Annotated in this window: 13 protein-coding genes and 2 pseudogenes; 1 reads left to right on the top strand and 14 read right to left on the bottom strand. The window is 53.1% G+C overall.

The window, feature by feature from the left end; all coding sequences use genetic code 11:
* Nucleotides 1–9: 9 nt before the first annotated feature.
* Nucleotides 10–1,586: pseudogene (locus tag EL645_RS30035) on the bottom strand (acyl--CoA ligase family protein).
* A 55-nt stretch (nt 1,587–1,641) separates the two neighbouring features.
* Nucleotides 1,642–3,221, bottom strand: a pseudogene (locus tag EL645_RS30030) (acyl--CoA ligase family protein).
* 275 nt (nt 3,222–3,496) lie between these two features.
* On the opposite strand from EL645_RS30030, the gene EL645_RS30025 reads away from it, so the two are divergent.
* Nucleotides 3,497–3,892 carry a PPOX class F420-dependent oxidoreductase gene (locus tag EL645_RS30025; protein WP_126555638.1) on the top strand — a complete coding sequence of 132 codons (396 nt, stop codon included), beginning with the start codon at nt 3,497–3,499 and terminating at the stop codon, nt 3,890–3,892.
* A 177-nt stretch (nt 3,893–4,069) separates the two neighbouring features.
* Here the strand turns inward: EL645_RS30025 and EL645_RS30020 are convergent, their stop codons facing one another.
* The 12 genes from EL645_RS30020 to EL645_RS41590 all read right to left on the bottom strand — a co-directional run bounded on the left by EL645_RS30020 (nt 4,070) and on the right by EL645_RS41590 (nt 14,602).
* A complete protein-coding gene (locus EL645_RS30020) occupies nt 4,070–4,576 on the bottom strand; it encodes a cupin domain-containing protein (protein WP_126555635.1) in 507 nt (168 codons plus the stop codon).
* Between the two features lie 62 nt (nt 4,577–4,638).
* Entirely contained in the window at nt 4,639–5,247 is a 609-nt protein-coding gene (locus EL645_RS30015; RefSeq protein WP_126555632.1) for a DUF308 domain-containing protein, read from the bottom strand.
* A gap of 342 nt (nt 5,248–5,589) precedes the next feature.
* Nucleotides 5,590–6,825 (bottom strand): beta-ketoacyl-ACP synthase II, encoded by a 1,236-nt coding sequence (fabF, locus tag EL645_RS30010; protein ID WP_126555629.1) that lies wholly within the window; start codon nt 6,823–6,825, stop codon nt 5,590–5,592.
* A 24-nt stretch (nt 6,826–6,849) separates the two neighbouring features.
* Nucleotides 6,850–9,138: a PAS domain S-box protein gene (locus tag EL645_RS30005; RefSeq protein WP_126555626.1), complete on the bottom strand. Its 2,289-nt coding sequence runs from the start codon at nt 9,136–9,138 to the stop codon at nt 6,850–6,852.
* Nucleotides 9,139–9,480: 342 nt separating this feature from the next.
* On the bottom strand, nt 9,481–10,356 hold the full coding sequence (locus EL645_RS30000; RefSeq protein WP_246035628.1) for an ABC transporter permease: 876 nt from the start codon (nt 10,354–10,356) through the stop codon (nt 9,481–9,483).
* Nucleotides 10,313–11,113, bottom strand: a complete 801-nt coding sequence (locus EL645_RS29995; RefSeq protein WP_126555623.1) for an ABC transporter ATP-binding protein — start codon at nt 11,111–11,113, stop codon at nt 10,313–10,315. Before EL645_RS29995 ends, EL645_RS30000 begins: the two co-directional genes overlap by 44 nt.
* Nucleotides 11,097–11,540 carry a MarR family winged helix-turn-helix transcriptional regulator gene (locus tag EL645_RS29990; RefSeq protein WP_126555620.1) on the bottom strand — a complete coding sequence of 148 codons (444 nt, stop codon included), beginning with the start codon at nt 11,538–11,540 and terminating at the stop codon, nt 11,097–11,099. Before EL645_RS29990 ends, EL645_RS29995 begins: the two co-directional genes overlap by 17 nt.
* Nucleotides 11,541–11,703: 163 nt before the next feature.
* Complete coding sequence (locus EL645_RS29985) at nt 11,704–12,231, bottom strand: hypothetical protein (protein WP_126555618.1); 528 nt, start codon at nt 12,229–12,231, stop codon at nt 11,704–11,706.
* Between the two features lie 55 nt (nt 12,232–12,286).
* Complete coding sequence (locus EL645_RS29980) at nt 12,287–12,646, bottom strand: DUF4352 domain-containing protein (protein ID WP_161977808.1); 360 nt, start codon at nt 12,644–12,646, stop codon at nt 12,287–12,289.
* Nucleotides 12,647–12,837: 191 nt separating this feature from the next.
* Complete coding sequence (locus EL645_RS29975) at nt 12,838–13,599, bottom strand: zinc ribbon domain-containing protein (protein ID WP_126555613.1); 762 nt, start codon at nt 13,597–13,599, stop codon at nt 12,838–12,840.
* 338 nt (nt 13,600–13,937) lie between these two features.
* On the bottom strand, nt 13,938–14,381 hold the full coding sequence (locus tag EL645_RS29970) for an alpha/beta hydrolase (RefSeq protein ID WP_218032305.1): 444 nt from the start codon (nt 14,379–14,381) through the stop codon (nt 13,938–13,940).
* Complete coding sequence (locus EL645_RS41590; protein ID WP_218032129.1) at nt 14,267–14,602, bottom strand: alpha/beta hydrolase; 336 nt, start codon at nt 14,600–14,602, stop codon at nt 14,267–14,269. Before EL645_RS41590 ends, EL645_RS29970 begins: the two co-directional genes overlap by 115 nt.
* Between the last annotated feature and the right edge of the window lie 382 nt (nt 14,603–14,984).

Below are 14,984 nucleotides of genomic sequence, written 5' to 3'. Positions count from 1 at the left end.
CGTTTCTTTTTAGTGAATACGCTTCTGCTGACCAGTCCAGACCTTGTCGCGCAAGATATATTTCTGTATTTTGCCGGTCGAGGTTTTCGGTAAAGGACCAAATTCGACGGCGACCGGACACTTAAAGTGCGCTAACCTGGCTTTGCAGAAACTGATCAATTCCGACTCGCTCAGTTGCTGTTCTGGCTTCAATGTCACGAACGCCTTGGGGCGTTCACCCCAGGTCTCATCCGGGATGGCGATGACCGCGCACTCAAGGACCGCGGGTTGTTGCACAATTGTCTGTTCGACCTCGATGGTCGAGATATTTTCGCCGCCAGAGATAATGATGTCTTTGGCTCGATCGCGCAGTTCGATATAACTATCACTATACCAGACTCCGATATCGCCAGAATGGAACCAGCCATTCTCAAAGGCGCGTGCGGTCGCCGTGGGATTTTCATAATATCCTTTGGCGATTGTGTTGCCGCGCATCATCACTTCGCCCATCGTCTCGCCATCGCGCGGTGCCTCTTGCATGTCTGGACTAATGACACGTGTCTGGCCGGCCGTCGTATGCACCTGTCCCTGGCGTGCTCGAATCCGCGCCTGTTCGGCGGGGAGAGGGCATCCCATTCAGGATGCCATGCGCAAACGGTATTGGGTCCATAGGTCTCGGTTAGGCCATAAAGATGTAAAACATGAATGTTGAGTTGCTCCATCTGTGCCAGTAAGGTTGGCGATGGGGGAGCACCACCGATGGCGACGGTGGCGGGCCGCGCCAATCTATGCGCTTTGGGATGATTGACCAGGAAAATATGCACCGTGGGAGCGCCATTATAGTGGGTCACACCCTCTTGATCCAGGATATCCCACACGCGCTCTGGATCGAGTCGACGCAGGCAGACATGGGTTGCTCCGATCGCGGTGACGGCCCAGGTAAAACACCAACCATTGCAATGAAACATCGGCAGCGTCCACAGGTAGACGCTGTTATTAGTCAACTGCGTTTCAATGACGATCCCAAGTGCATTGAGATAGGCTCCTCGATAAGTATACATGACGCCTTTAGGGTTGCCTGTCGTGCCCGAAGTATAGTTGATGGATATCGTTTCTTCTTCATCTGCCAGCCAGCTCTCAACTGGTTCGGGTGAGCCAGCGGCCAGAAATTGTTCATACGGATCATCTGGCTGGCCGCTGTCCTGAATCTGTATGACCTGGATACCTGCCAGATTCGCTGTTTTGAGCAGAGGGGCCAGTTCATGATCTACAAAGAGGAAAGTGCAGCCCGCATGGTGCAGGATAAAGTCGACCTCACTGCTGTTCAGCCGTGTATTGATGGCCACTAGAATGCCGCCAGCCGCCGGAACGGCGTAGTGGGCCTCAAGCAAGGCCGGGGTATTGGGACAGAGAAACGCCACCCGCTCATGTTTACGCAGTCCCAGTGCGCGCAGCCTGGAAGCCAGGCGATAGACGCGCTCCGCAAACTCGCGGTAGCTATAGGATCGATTCTCATGAATGATCGCGGTCTTGTCAGGAAATATCAGGGCGCTGCGTTGCAGAAAACTCACTGGCGTCAACTCGGTTCGATAGACTTTTGGCTCCATTGCAATTGCCTTTCACCGATTTATACAGGCTTTAATCTATACATCATGGTTGAAGTCAATTAATACGTTTCTCGCGTCCAGCCCAGGCCTTATCGCGCAACACATATTTCTGGACTTTGCCGGTCGATGTTTTGGGTAGGGGACCGAACTCGATGGCGACCGGACACTTGAAGTGGGCCAGGCGTGCCTTACAAAACGTAATCAGCTCTTGTTCTGTGGTCTCGTGGTCCGCTGCCAGGGTCACAAATGCCTTGGGGCGTTCCCCCAGGTTTCATCCGGGATGGCTACGACCGCGCATTCAAGGACCGCCGGATGCTGCACGAGGGTCTGTTCAACCTCGATGGTCGAGATATTTTCGCCGCCCGAAATAATTACATCCTTAGCCCGGTCACGTAGCTCAATATAGCTGTCGGCATGCCAGACCCCGATATCGCCAGAATGGAACCAGCCACCCTCAAAGGAGCGTGCGGTCGCCTCCGGATTTTCATAATAGCCCTTGGCCACATTATTGCCGCGCATGATTACCTCACCCATCGTCGCGCCATCCCATGCCACATCCTGCATATTGGGATCGACCACGCGCGCCCGCTCAGCGGTCACATAGCCCTGACCCTGCCGTGCCAGCAGACGTGCCTGCTCCTCTTGTGGCAAGCTAGCCCACTCCTCATGCCACTCACAGACGGTATAAGGTCCGTATGTCTCGGTCAGGCCGTAGACGTGGATCGGGCGCATATTGAGCTGTTTTAGTTGGGCCAGCAAAGTCGGCGAGGGTGGAGCACCGGCGATGGTTACTGTGATCTGCTGTTCCAGGCGATGCGCCTTGGGGTGATGTGCCAGGAAAATATGTACCGTGGGTGCCCCATTATAATGGGTAATCTTCTCGCTCTCAAACAACTCCCAGATATGGGATGGATCAACTTTACGCAGGCAGACATGGGTTGCTCCCACTGCGGTGACGCCCCAGGTAAAGCACCAGCCATTACAGTGAAACATTGGTAGCGTCCAGAGATAAATGCTGCTGCTATTCAAGCCGCTTTCGATTACTTCGGAGAGGGCATTGAGGTAAGCGCCACGATACGTATACATAACACCTTTAGGGTTGCCAGTTGTGCCTGAGGTATAGTTAATCGAGATGGTCTCCTCTTCATCTTCCAGCCAGCTCTTAACTGGTTCAGGCGTACCCGCAGCTAGAAACTGCTCATAAGGATCTTCGGGGGCGCCGCTATCGTCAATGCGGATAATCTGTGTTAACTGTTCCAGGTTTAAGGCTTCAATCAAGGGGAAAAATTCGTGGTCGACAAAAAGATATTTGCTGCCTGAATGCTGTAAAATAAAACCAATTTCGGGGCTGCTCAGTCGATTGTTAATGGCGACCAGGATACCGCCGGCCGCCGGGATGGCGTAGTGAGCTTCAAGCAGGGCTGGAGTATTGGGACAGAGAAACGCCACCCGCTCATGTTTCTGCAGTCCCAGCGCACGCAGTCGCGAGGCCAGACGATAGACCCGCTCAGCCATCTCTTGATACGTATAGGACCGCTCCCCATGGATAACAGCTGTCTTATCAGGAAAAATCAGGGCACTCCGCTCCAGAAAACTCAAAGGGGTAAGTTCTGTTCGATAGACCTTTTGCTCCATCTCTTTCACCTTTCTCTGGGAAGGGCAAAACCTGACAACATTGTGTCAATATTATACTATACATCGCTATACATCTCGATGTGCCCCATCACATTTTATGTTGGAACTGCCTGCCTGAAGCGCTCGGCTCACAATTTGATCGGCATCAGCTATACCCATGGCTGCCTATCCCAGCGTCTTGTCGTCAGTTGTCTATCCGTGGTAGAGTTTTGAACAAAGAGCAAGCACTCACTGCTGTTCTCGATTATCAATATTTATTAGGAGTAGTTATAAATATGACCATGCAAGGTACTCACATTCAGGACCCATTTGCTTTTCTCGCACCCCATGAATTTATTGTGTTAACCACTTATCGTAAAGATGGCCGCGCCGTGCCTACCACCGTCTGGTTTGCCTATGAGCAGGGTAAAGTGTATGTCACCACCTCCACTAATGCAGGCAAAGTCAAGCGCGTGCGCGCTACCGGCCGTGTTACTATGACACCTTCTGATCGGGTAGGTAACTTGAAGGGTGAGCCCGAGGTTGATGGAGTTGGTCGTGATGCCAGTACCGAAGAGCGGCCCGCCGCCCGTGCCGCCCTGGAGAAAAAATACGGAGAACAATTCCAGCGTATCGCTGGCACGGAGACGCCAGATCGCGCTTATATCGTCATCGAAGCTGCCGCTAAATAAGCTCAAGCATCAATACGTACGATTCTCGCGCCTTTTGTCTCTGACACCCTGGCCCACGCGGTGCCCAAAAGGATGGTCCGTTTTTGGGTACCGCGTGAGGGAAAGGCGATGCCATGGGGTGCCTGAGCGCTGGGATACGGGGCCGCCGGGGCGGCAAGCGACCGCCGAGGGTCGCACCTACGGTGTTTGTGTTTCTGGGAGGTTGAGGGTGATGCCGAATTGTTGTGAGAGCAGCTGCCATTTGTGTGCTGTTGCAGGTGATAGCTGGCCTGCTTGCACATGTTCTTGTTGAAATAGCTGCCCCATCTTTTCAAAGTAGTGTTCCAGGCCGGATGGTAGGATAAAGACCAGGACGCGGGCAGTTTCTGTATGGATAATGAATGAGTGTTGCTGGTCTCTGGGTAGCCAGATGAAGGTTCCGGCAGATACTGGAAAGGATTGCTGCCCTATCGTGAAGGTGGCGGCCCCTTCGAGGATGTAAAAAGCCTCGTCTTCGCGTGTATGGGTATGGGGCAGTGGCTCCTGCCCTCGATGGATGATCGCCTCACTTAATGTTAACTGCCCCGCTGTATCCTCACCTTTTGCCAGGTAGGTAGCCGGCAGCAATTCATCACCTTTTAGCGCGTCGTGGAGGTTGCGTGCATAGGGAATCGTTTGTTGCCGGTCGCTCTGTTCTGCCATCATGGCCCTGCTCCTTTTCTGCTAACCTGTTGAGATACATTTGTGTTTGTGGATAGAGAGGATGGCTACTCCTGGGTTGCTGACATCATAGGTGGCGGATTGGGTACTTGTTCTTGCCGCATGCGTAGGGCGCGCTGGATCAGGAGGGCGCCGATAACGATGCCGCTAACACAGATAATAAATGGCGCTGATAGCGCGACTGTGGTGAGTGATACCGAGAGAAAACCACCTAAGGGTACAATCAAAAAGAGCAGGGTAATGCCGACAATGAGGCTCAGCACGCCGACCCCTGTATCATCCCATTCTTTATTGCGTATCCCCTGCAATATTTCGATAATTCCATAGACGATGCCTAGAATTGCTCCTGCCAGGAAGATTGCGGGTGGCAAGACAGCCAGGCTCCAGACACGGAAGATCATTAGTAGTATACCGGCGATAACTCCTACTGCCGCAACCACAACTTTGAATTTGGGATATGTTTTGTTGCGATACATGTTGAAGAATAGTAAGAGTCCGGAGATGAAAAGGTAGGCACCTAATAAGCGCACCATTAATGCGGATAGTTTAAATGGTGCTAGCAATACGAGTAGTCCGAGGCCAATGGCGATGATGCCCTGGAGAAGTACAACCCACCAGGTGGTGGTAGAGCGAACTCTATGAACTAAATGCTGCATATATTTTCTCCTCGTGAACTGGCGACCTTCGCCCCGATATCTCACGTGTTAGACAGAATATAGCATGCTTATCTGGTGCCTGGTATCCTCCAAAGGGATGAAAAAGGCGCCTTGCCAGTAACATACTGGCAAGACGCTGTTCTTTTGCGGTGCCGCCGACAGGCGGCCCCGGGGGTGTACGAGAGGCCGGGGGCACAGCCCCGGAGCCCCCGGGCAAGGGGCTGGCCGCCCCTTGCAACCCCGCCTTGCGTGCTGGGGAGTGGTTGGGTAGAGCTCCCGGGCAAGGGGCGACCAGCCCCTTGCAACCCCGTCTTGCGTGCTGGGGGGGGAGGATGAGATAATTTATTGGTAGCGTTGGAAGATGAGGCTGGTGTTGTGGCCTCCGAAGCCCATGGAGTTGGAGAGTGCGATATTTACTTGTGCGGCACGGGCTTGATTGGGGATGTAATCGAGGTCGCATTCAGGGTCGGGATTGTGCAGGTTGATGGTGGGTGGCATCAGGTTGTGGACGATGCTTAACACTGAGATGGCGGCCTCTACGGCTCCGGCTGCTCCAAAGGTGTGACCTAGCATGGATTTTGTTGAGCTGATGGCTACTTTGTGGGCATAGTCACCAAAGCAGGTTTTTATGGCCTGCGTCTCGCGGGCATCGTTGAGGGATGTGGAGGTGCCATGTGCGTTGATATAGTCAATCTGTTCGGGCTGCAAGCCGGCGACCTGTAGCGCGCGTTGCATGGCCATGACCAGTCCTGTGCCACCAGGGGCTGGCTCGGTGATATGATAGGCGTCAGCCGTTGAGCCGTAGCCGACCAGTTCAGCCAGGATCGGGGCCCCGTGTTCCAGGGCTAGCTCCAGGTCTTCGAGCATGAGAACTCCAGCACCCTCGCCCATGACGAAACCATCGCGCGTGGCATCAAATGGCCGGCTGGCACCTTGCGGATCTTCGTTGCGCCGTGAGAGGGCATGCATGTTGGCGAATGAGGCCATACCAAGCGGGGTAACAGCCTTCTCTGATCCACCTGCCAGCATGGCCCGGGCTGTCCCGCGGCGTATCGTTTCCCAGGCCTCGCCGATGGCATTGCCGCTGGTCGCGCAGGCCGAAACAGCGGCCCAGGCTGGTCCGCGTGCCCCCACCAGCTGTGAAACAAGGCCTGGTGCTGCGTTGATCATCAACATCGGGATTAAGAATGGGCTGACTCGTGTCGGACCTTTGTCGTGCAGGACGTTGAATTGCTCATGTAAGGTAATCAGGCCCCCAACGCCGCTGCCAATGCAGACTCCAACCTCGGGTGCCAGTTCCCTGGTGATCTCCAATCCCGATTGCGTCAATGCCTGGCGTGAGGCGGCTACCGCCAGGTGGGTAAATGGATCATTGCGGCGTATCTCTTTGCGGTCCATATAGGGGGTGGCATCAAAGCCCTTGACCTCGCCTGCGAAGGTTACTGGATAGCCACTGGAGTCAAAATTGGTAATCGGCCCGATGCCTGAACGCCCCTGGCTTACTCCTTCCCAGGTCTCTTCAACAGTATGTCCCAACGAAGTTACCAGTCCAATGCCTGTAACAACAACACGCTTCATAGTTTTATGCTCCTTCATATATGATCAGTTGAGTGGTAATGTAAACCAGAAGGTTGATCCGTGCCCCGGGGTGCTCTCAACCCCAACCAGCCCGTGGTGGTGTGCGATAATCGATTGACAGATGTAGAGCCCAATGCCCAGTCCTACCCCGGATCTGTTTTGCACCAGGATGCCAGGCTCTTGATAGAAGCGCTTCCACACCTGTTGCTGTGCATGAGCAGAGAGGCCCGGGCCGTGATCCTGTACCCAGACGCGCGCCTGCTGGTCAGCCAGCGCCAACCCGACGGTGACCGCTTGCTCATTGCTGGAATATTTGATGGCATTGGTGAGATAGTTACAGATGACCTGTCCAATGCGGTCCTTGTCAGCCTGGACCATAACTGGTTCCGAGGTCTGTAGCTCTAGCTGTATCTCACGATTTGGGGTACTGGCACGCTGATCCTCAACGCTGTCCTGTACCAGTGCTCGTAAGTCATATGTCTCAATGGAGAGCTTCAATTTGTCGCTAGTAATACGCGAGACATCCAATAGATCATTGATGAGCCGTTGTTGGACCGCTACCTGGCGCAATGTCCGTCCCAGTCGCTGCTGCACCTCTTGCAGCGTCGTCTGCACCTGGGTTTCCTGTCCATCGGCTACGAGCTTGTCTACCTGGCGGCTTGCCAGTTGAAGATTGCCTTTGATTGCTGTCAGTGGGCTCCTCAATTCGTGGCCGGCCATGCTGATAAAAGCATCTTTGCGGCTCTCCTGCTCCTTAAGCTCTGTGATGTCATAGGTAATGACCAGGATCGAGTTGAGTTTCTGTTCACGATCATATTCTGGAATCATCCTTGACTGATAGTGCCGCAGTTGATCATGATGGGTGAAGTTGTATTCTACTGTGAGAGGAATGCCCGTTTGTGCTACCTGCTTGAGCTGTTGCTCAAAAAATTGACACTCCTCTTCTGCCATACCTAACTCTCGTGGGGTCTTGCCAGGAAAGGCATCTGGTGAAATACCCGTTGTGTAAGTGACGGCCGGGTTAGCATAGAGATAGCGTAACGTCCTGGCGTCATGGCGTGTGATCATATCTGGGACGTGATCGGCCAGGGTTTGAAATGCTTGTACCGCGCGTGACAACTGGTCGGTGATCCGTTTTTGTTCTGAGAGATCCATCACGAAGCAGGCCCACTGTATAGGGTGCTCTTGCACCATCGCGGCCCCGATCAGAATGGGTACCCGGTTCCCATCTTTGTGGAAATATTCTTTTTCATATGGCGTACTGGCCCCTCGGGTCAGAAGTTCACGGAGCGCGCGTTCATCGAGTGGAGCATATTCTGGTGGGGTCATGGCGACCCAATCGATCCGGCGCGCTTGTATATCCTCTCGACTATAGCCAATCATTTGTAGATAGGCATCATTGGCTTCAATGATTCTGGTCCCTTCTGCGAATGCAACACCAATGATATTGGAATCCAATAAGCGTCGTAGCCGCGCTTCACTATATTGTAGCTCTTCATGTGCCTGGCGCAGGGCCGTCACATCGCGTGCCACAGATAGTACAGAAACTATCTCTCCTGCTTGATCTCGCTCAGCGGCCAGTCTTGACTGATACCACCGCAGTCGTCCGTCAGCCGCTGGAAAGCAAAATTCGATGGTTCCGTTTTCGCCGGTGGCAAAGACCGCCTGCAAGGCTGCATCCCAGGCATCGACTTGCGTAATAGGCATCCCCACCTCTCGATTGGTCCGGCCAAGAAATTCGCTGGTTGGCCGGCCTGTCGCCCTGGTTGCCGCGAGATTAATTGAGAGATGGCGTAAGTTACGATCAAAGCGCGCAATGATATCGGGGGCATTGTTGACCATCTGTTGCAAGAGCTGGTTCTGCTGGTAGAGGGTCTCCTCCAGATGTTTGCGTTGGCTGATGTCTTCAATGACAGAGATAAAGTAGTGTGGGGCTCCGTCTTCATGGCGCACCAGCGAAACCGTCAAATTAACCCAGACAAGAGAGCCATCGCGACGAATATAGCGTTTTTCCATTGTATATGTAGCGCATTCGCCTGCCAGGATCTGGTTGACATAAGCGATATCCTCTTCCAGATCAGGGGGATAAGTAATATCTTGAAAAGTGCGCATGAATAGCTCTGCGTGCGTATAGCCTACAATATCGCAGAGCTTCTGGTTGACCGCCAGAAAGTGACCTGAGGGAGCAACATGTGCCATTCCTACTGCAGCCTGCTCGAAAGTCGCTCGAAAGCGTTGCTCCATTTCTTGCATAGCCTTATAGGAGGGCAGGCTCTGTTCATCCTGCCTCGCTTGCTCTGGCTTCTGTCCCACAGGTTATCTCTCTCTTTCTATCCACGCCCAAGAAATATTTTGCCCACAGTTTGAGGATGGGGCTGTTATATTGAATGGTGACATGCATGTCTGCCAGGGGGCTTTGTCAGACCGGACATGCCTACCGACAGCATACGCGATTTTTTGAGAAAAAACAATGTCAGCAAGCAGATCCTTATGCTGCCAATCTCCAGGCCGCGCGAAAGCGCGTAAAGTGTTGTGATAATTCATAAGCAGTACCATAAATATGCTTTTTGGAGAGAGTGTTGGAGATGGTGGGGCAATGTTGAGGTAAAAAAAGTGCACATTGTGCACTTTTTTTACCTCAACAATTCTATTGCTTTATTGGACGATGCGTGGATAGAGCATGGCTCCGATGGTGACCAGTACTATGGTTACGATCAGTAAGATCCCGAAGTCTTTACTGACATCGGCCATGTTGATGGCTGTGTTGGCCAGCATCAAGGAACGCAAGCCGTCTACCACATAAGTGAGGGGGTTGATGTGGGCGATCGCTTGCAGCCAGGATGGCATAATGGCGATGGGGTAGATGGCGTTACTGGCAAAGAACATTGGCATGGTCAGTACTTGTCCGATACCCATGACACGATCTCGGGTTTTGAGCAGGCAGGCGATGATCAGCGAGAAGGTAGAGAAGCAGCCCGCTCCCATAACCACAAATACCAGCACTCCCAGCAAAGCCAGAGGATTAAAATTCATCTTGACGCCCAGGATCAGGGCGAGCAGGTAAATAACGATGGCCTGTGGTAAGGCGCGAATGCCCGATGAGAGGGCTTTGCCCAATACCAGAGAGCCACGAGGAGTGGGGCTGGCCAGGAACTTATGAATAACGCCCAGGTCTCGTTCCCAGATGATGGCGATACCAGCAAAGATGGAGATAAAGAGGACGCTCTGGGCCAGAATGCCGGGCGCCATAAATTCTAGATAACTGACGTTCTTGCTGCCGGTTGGGATGGCGCGAATACGGGTAAAGACCTCACCAAAGACCAGAATCCAGAGCGCTGGCTGTATGGCACGGGTAACCAGGTCGGTGGCGTCATGACGTATCTTGCGTGCCTCCCATTCAGCAATGGTAAACGTTTTGCCTATGAAGTTGGCCAGCAATGCCAGCGGTGATCTTGAAGTCTGATATGGCAGGGACTGGGCATTGACTTTAGCCAAGTCTTCGTGCTGTACGTCGTGCTCGTGAAGCGTCACGGTAAGTTCCTCCTGATTCAAGGGCATCGCCCGCGAAATGGACGAATACATCATTCAAAGTGACATTCTCGCCGCCCACGGCTGCCTTTAATTCTGCTGGCGTACCCATAGCAGCAATCTGGCCGCGATGCATAATGCCGATACGTGTACACAGGCTATCAGCTTCTTCCATCGAGTGGGTCGTCAAGAAGATCGTCATGTTCGATTCTTCCCGTAGATCCATCAAGTGTTCCCAGATGGCCTGGCGGGCAATTGGATCAAGTCCTACAGTTGGCTCATCCAGGAAGAGCACGTGGGGTTGGTGCAAGAGGGCCTGGGCAACCTCTAGCCGCCGAATCATGCCTCCTGAATAGTGGCGTACCAGTTGTTGTCCCGCATCGGTCAGCCCGACAAATGATAATACCTCGTTGACGCGCGCGTTCCGTACTGTACGAGGCAGGTCATACAGCTTCGCGAAAATCAACAGGTTTTCATAGCCTGTCAGGTTGCCATCAGCCGACAAAGCCTGAGGCACGTAGCCCAGACTATGGCGTACTGCTGTTGTCTGATGCACAATATCAAAGCCGTCCACGCTGGCCTGTCCTGATGTAGGGCTGAGCAGGGTTGTGAGCATCTTGATGGTCGTACTTTTACCGGCGCCATTTGGACCGAGCAGGCCAAACACCTCGCCTTTTGCAACCTCAAAGCTCACATCATTGACGGCGGCATAGTCCCCAAATTTCTTTACTAGATGAGATACTTCAATGATGCCTGTCATTTTTCTTCATTTCTCCAAATCCTTGTGCTTCCGCTGCATCCAGTAAACGCTCGACCAGTCGTTGCAATTCCTGTTGTTCCGGCTCATCGAGTACCTGCAGTAAGTGGGTCAAAGATTCGCGCCTTTGCTGGCGGACCGCATCGATCTGGGTGCGACCCGTATCAGTTAATGAGACCTGTACCACCCGTTCATCCTCTGCCTGCCGTGTGCGTGTAATCAGGCCTGCTTTTTCCAGACGTTTACAGGCCACAGTGGCTGAACCAGTTGTAATGCCGAGTGCCTGGGCCAATTCACCGATGTTTTGTGGGCCAGAGCAGCGCAGGTGGCGCAACAACCAGTATTGCTGCTGTGTCATGTCTGTGTGCCGCGATGGTCGTAGCAGACGCGTCAGTAAAAGTAGGTCTTCAGTTAAACGCTCCGTAGCCATAGGTAATCCTTTGATGGTAGATTGTTTTGATATTCAAAACAATTATACATATAAATATTTTGAATATCAAGGTTTTTTGGGGGCTAATTTAGTTGTGGTGCAGCCGTTCGGCTGCACCACAACTAAATTAGGGAGGCCGGGGGCACAGCCCCGGAGCCCCCAGTCAAGGGGCTGGTTGCCCCTTGCGCCCCCGCCTTGCGAGGGGGAAGAGAGGCCGGGTGGAGCTGCCAGGCAAGGGGGCTGGCTGCCCCTTGCGACCCCGCCTTGCGAGGGGGAAGAGAGGCCGGGTGGAGCTGCCAGGCAAGGGGCTGGTTGCCCCTTGCGCCCCCGCCTTGCGAGGGGGAAGAGAGGCCAGGTGGAGCTGCCAGGCAAGGGGGCTGGCCGCCCCTTGCAACCCCGCCTTGCGAGGGGGAAGAGAGGCCGGGTGGAGCTGCCAGGCAAGGGGTCTGGTTGCCCCTTGCGACCCCGCCTTGCGAGGGGGAAGAGAGGCCGGGTGGAGCTGCCAGGCAAGGGGTCTGGCTGCCCCTTGCGACCCCCACGAAAAGGCAACAAGGGACATGACGCACATAGGTTCGGGGCTTGACCCCGATTGTCGCCCTCCGCAGAGCAGGCGACCCAGTATCCGTGAGCGTTGGTTCCCGTGGGCATGACCCCTGGCAGCTGAGGGTTCCCCCGTTTCAACCTTCGTCATGGCGTTTCGGAGAGGATGCGGACATAGAGGTCCGCATCCTGGGGATTGGTGGTGGTTATTTGATTTGGAAGCTGGTGGTGACTTGTTGGGTGGTGGCGAGTAACTCGTTGGGTAGGAGGATGAAGGTAAAGTCGCTTGAGTCAGCTGGCATGATAAAGGCACATTGTCCCTGGGAGTTGGTCTGGCCGGGGGCAATGCTGGAACTCAGGGTGTTTGAGTCGGGTTTGTTGGTTGTGTTGCCAGATTGGAGCCGCATGACATCGCCGGGAAAGGGATAGACTGTTTTCTGTGAGTTGTTGTCGATCTTGAGGTTGAGGATAATGTACACACTGCCCTGGTCTGCCTGTTTGCCGTTATAGCTGGTCTGTTTGGTGGCACTGGTAATTGTCCAGTTGGCGCCTGCATATTGCAGCAACTTATTGGGTGTGCTGCTAACTGCTTGATATTTGGAGAGATCGGCCCCGTTTTTGAGGGGATATCGATTTGAGACTCGGTGGGCGTGCCGATGCGCAGCGTGAGTTGATCTGGTTTGGTGGTGGTTGGGACGGGGAAATCTATCCAATTGCTACGTTTGATGGATGCGTCTGGCCCGGTAGAGAATTGTTCCTAGTTTGGATGAATGCTTGTATTATCAGGTAGCAATAGAAGCATCGCCTCTGAATAATTGTAGTAGGTGCCATTGGCAGATGTATTTTCTTCGCTGAGTGCGATGCGCAAAACCCCGGAGGTATTTGTATCATCATCTGCAAAGCTAGCTGCCTGCTGGACATTTTGTATGGTCATCTTTACGCTGGAGTAGGTTACAGGTTGGATATTCAGGGTGGTGACAACTGGTTTAGGGGCGTTAGGGGTATTGTTATTGCTATTGTTATTGTTGCTGCTCTGGGTGGTGGTGCTCGCCTGAGTTGTTGCCTGGTTCACCGAGCTGGCAACCTGGTGATAAACAAAGTAGCCAACGCCTCCACATAGGGCCAGAACCAGCAGGATCACGACCAGGAAGCCACAGCCTACCTGTCTTAAAACGCCGCGCGATGAGTCTTTAGTGGGAGTTGCATATGCCGGCACCGGTACTTGAGCCATAGGGGGTACGTCTGGACGATAGCCTTGTTGGGGTTGATAGATGGGAATATCTGGATAACTGCCTGGTCGTGGTCCACTTTCAAAGGTGCCAGGAGGGGGCGGCGGGGGCGTCTGCTGGCGATCGTTTGCCATCGAACCGGGCAGGACTGTGTCTTCAGCATCGACTGAGCGTTCGGTGGCCTGATTGATATTTCCTTCCGCTGTTTGTCCGCAATTTGAGCAAAAACGTTGCCCTGGTAATAATGGTGTTCCGCAATAGCGGCATAAAAACTTTTGTGGCTCTGGCATGGTCTTCTCCTTCAAACATGTGAGTTGGAGTCGAGAAAAATGCGCTTCTTTGAATAAAAGGATGACGTTAGATCTGTGCTACCTAATGAACGATAATGGTTGCTGATTCTATGGCACCAAAATTGCCTGGTTACTGCTGCACAAAACAATGGGATCGCTAGAAGCTAAGGGAATGAGAAAAAAGAGAAAGAAGGATCGTTTCTGCCAATTGTTGTCGCTCTGTGTGTCAAAATGCACCATACCCCGGTGGGGATGAATAAAAAAGTGGAGAGGTTGCGGGTGTAAGGTTCCTGGAGATAAGATAGTTGAGCTGTATCTCCAGGGCCTTTTAAACGAGTTTATGCGCTAACGAGGGCTTTCATCATGGCATTGACGAGCTCAATTTCATCATCATTTACGGTGTGACCCATCTGCGGGTAGATGCGTTTGGTTACGGTTGCACCCATGCGTTGCAGGACGTCCGCGGATAGATCGACCCGTTCCCTGGGGATATGGGGGTCTTTATCGCTACAGCCGAGGATGGCGGGTGTGCCAGAGAGCGAGCCGGGATAGTCACGTACGATGGTGTTTGGTCCGATCAAGCCGCCACTCAGCGCCGCAATACCACCATAACGGCGTGCGTTGCGGGCTGCGAATTCCAGTGAAAGACAGGCGCCCTGCGAAAAACCTAGCAGGATAGTGCGTTCAGGCGCGATCCCTGCCTCTGCCAGACTATCGAGCAATTGCGCAATGACCGATAGCGCCGATGAGAGCTCGGGCTCATTGCTGTTAAGTGGGGCCAGGAAGCTGGTTGGATACCAGGTACTTCCTGCTGCCTGGGGGCAATATAGACAAAGCCCGGCTGCTGCAACTCATTTGATAGACCCAGAATATCGCGGGCTGACGCACCTCGACCATGCATCATGATCATTGCCGCCCGTGCCTGTTCCAGTTGCTCGCCTGCCATGAGCACTGGTTGACCGCGATGTGGCCCGATAATTTTATTGATTGGTGGATTATTCATGTACTTTTATATCTCCATCAGGAACAATGTCCATAGACTGTCTTTTGTTAACACCGGCGCGTTTCATTACATTTATAGCCGGCGTTCTGGATGACCGCAATTCCCGGTCATCCTTGCGTAAGGCTGTAAGGGATATCTGGTTGTTGCCATTGTTTCTGTGGAGAGTATAACTGTTATAGTCGCAAAAGTCATGTCTGGCCGAATTATTGTGCATTAATTCCTATATTATCTAACAAAATCCATGCTCTACCATTTTTTCTGCAGTTAACTGTCCGGCTACATTAGCCTGTCTGGCACTTATATTATGTTGTCCTGGCACCTCTATGTTTGTCCTGGTGCCTCAATGAAAATGCCAATGATATAAATTTTCTGGTAATATGAT

It is taken from the genome of Dictyobacter kobayashii (genome assembly GCF_003967555.1).
Classification (GTDB): Bacteria; Chloroflexota; Ktedonobacteria; order Ktedonobacterales; family Ktedonobacteraceae; genus Dictyobacter; species Dictyobacter kobayashii.
The sequence above is the reverse complement of the archived record's forward strand: the minus strand, read 5'-3'. Positions and strand labels throughout refer to the sequence as shown.

Excerpts from the sequence above, each read along its gene's own strand:
- EL645_RS41590 (WP_218032129.1), bottom strand. The coding sequence starts at position 14,602 with ATGAATAATCCACCAATCAATAAAATTATCGGGCCACATCGCGGTCAA.
- EL645_RS29985 (WP_126555618.1), bottom strand. The coding sequence starts at position 12,231 with ATGACGAAGGTTGAAACGGGGGAACCCTCAGCTGCCAGGGGTCATGCC.
- EL645_RS30025 (WP_126555638.1), top strand. The coding sequence starts at position 3,497 with ATGACCATGCAAGGTACTCACATTCAGGACCCATTTGCTTTTCTCGCA.
- fabF (WP_126555629.1), bottom strand. The coding sequence starts at position 6,825 with ATGAAGCGTGTTGTTGTTACAGGCATTGGACTGGTAACTTCGTTGGGA.
- EL645_RS29990 (WP_126555620.1), bottom strand. The coding sequence starts at position 11,540 with ATGGCTACGGAGCGTTTAACTGAAGACCTACTTTTACTGACGCGTCTG.
- EL645_RS30015 (WP_126555632.1), bottom strand. The coding sequence starts at position 5,247 with ATGCAGCATTTAGTTCATAGAGTTCGCTCTACCACCACCTGGTGGGTT.
- EL645_RS30020 (WP_126555635.1), bottom strand. The coding sequence starts at position 4,576 with ATGATGGCAGAACAGAGCGACCGGCAACAAACGATTCCCTATGCACGC.
- EL645_RS29995 (WP_126555623.1), bottom strand. The coding sequence starts at position 11,113 with ATGACAGGCATCATTGAAGTATCTCATCTAGTAAAGAAATTTGGGGAC.
- EL645_RS29975 (WP_126555613.1), bottom strand. The coding sequence starts at position 13,599 with ATGCCAGAGCCACAAAAGTTTTTATGCCGCTATTGCGGAACACCATTA.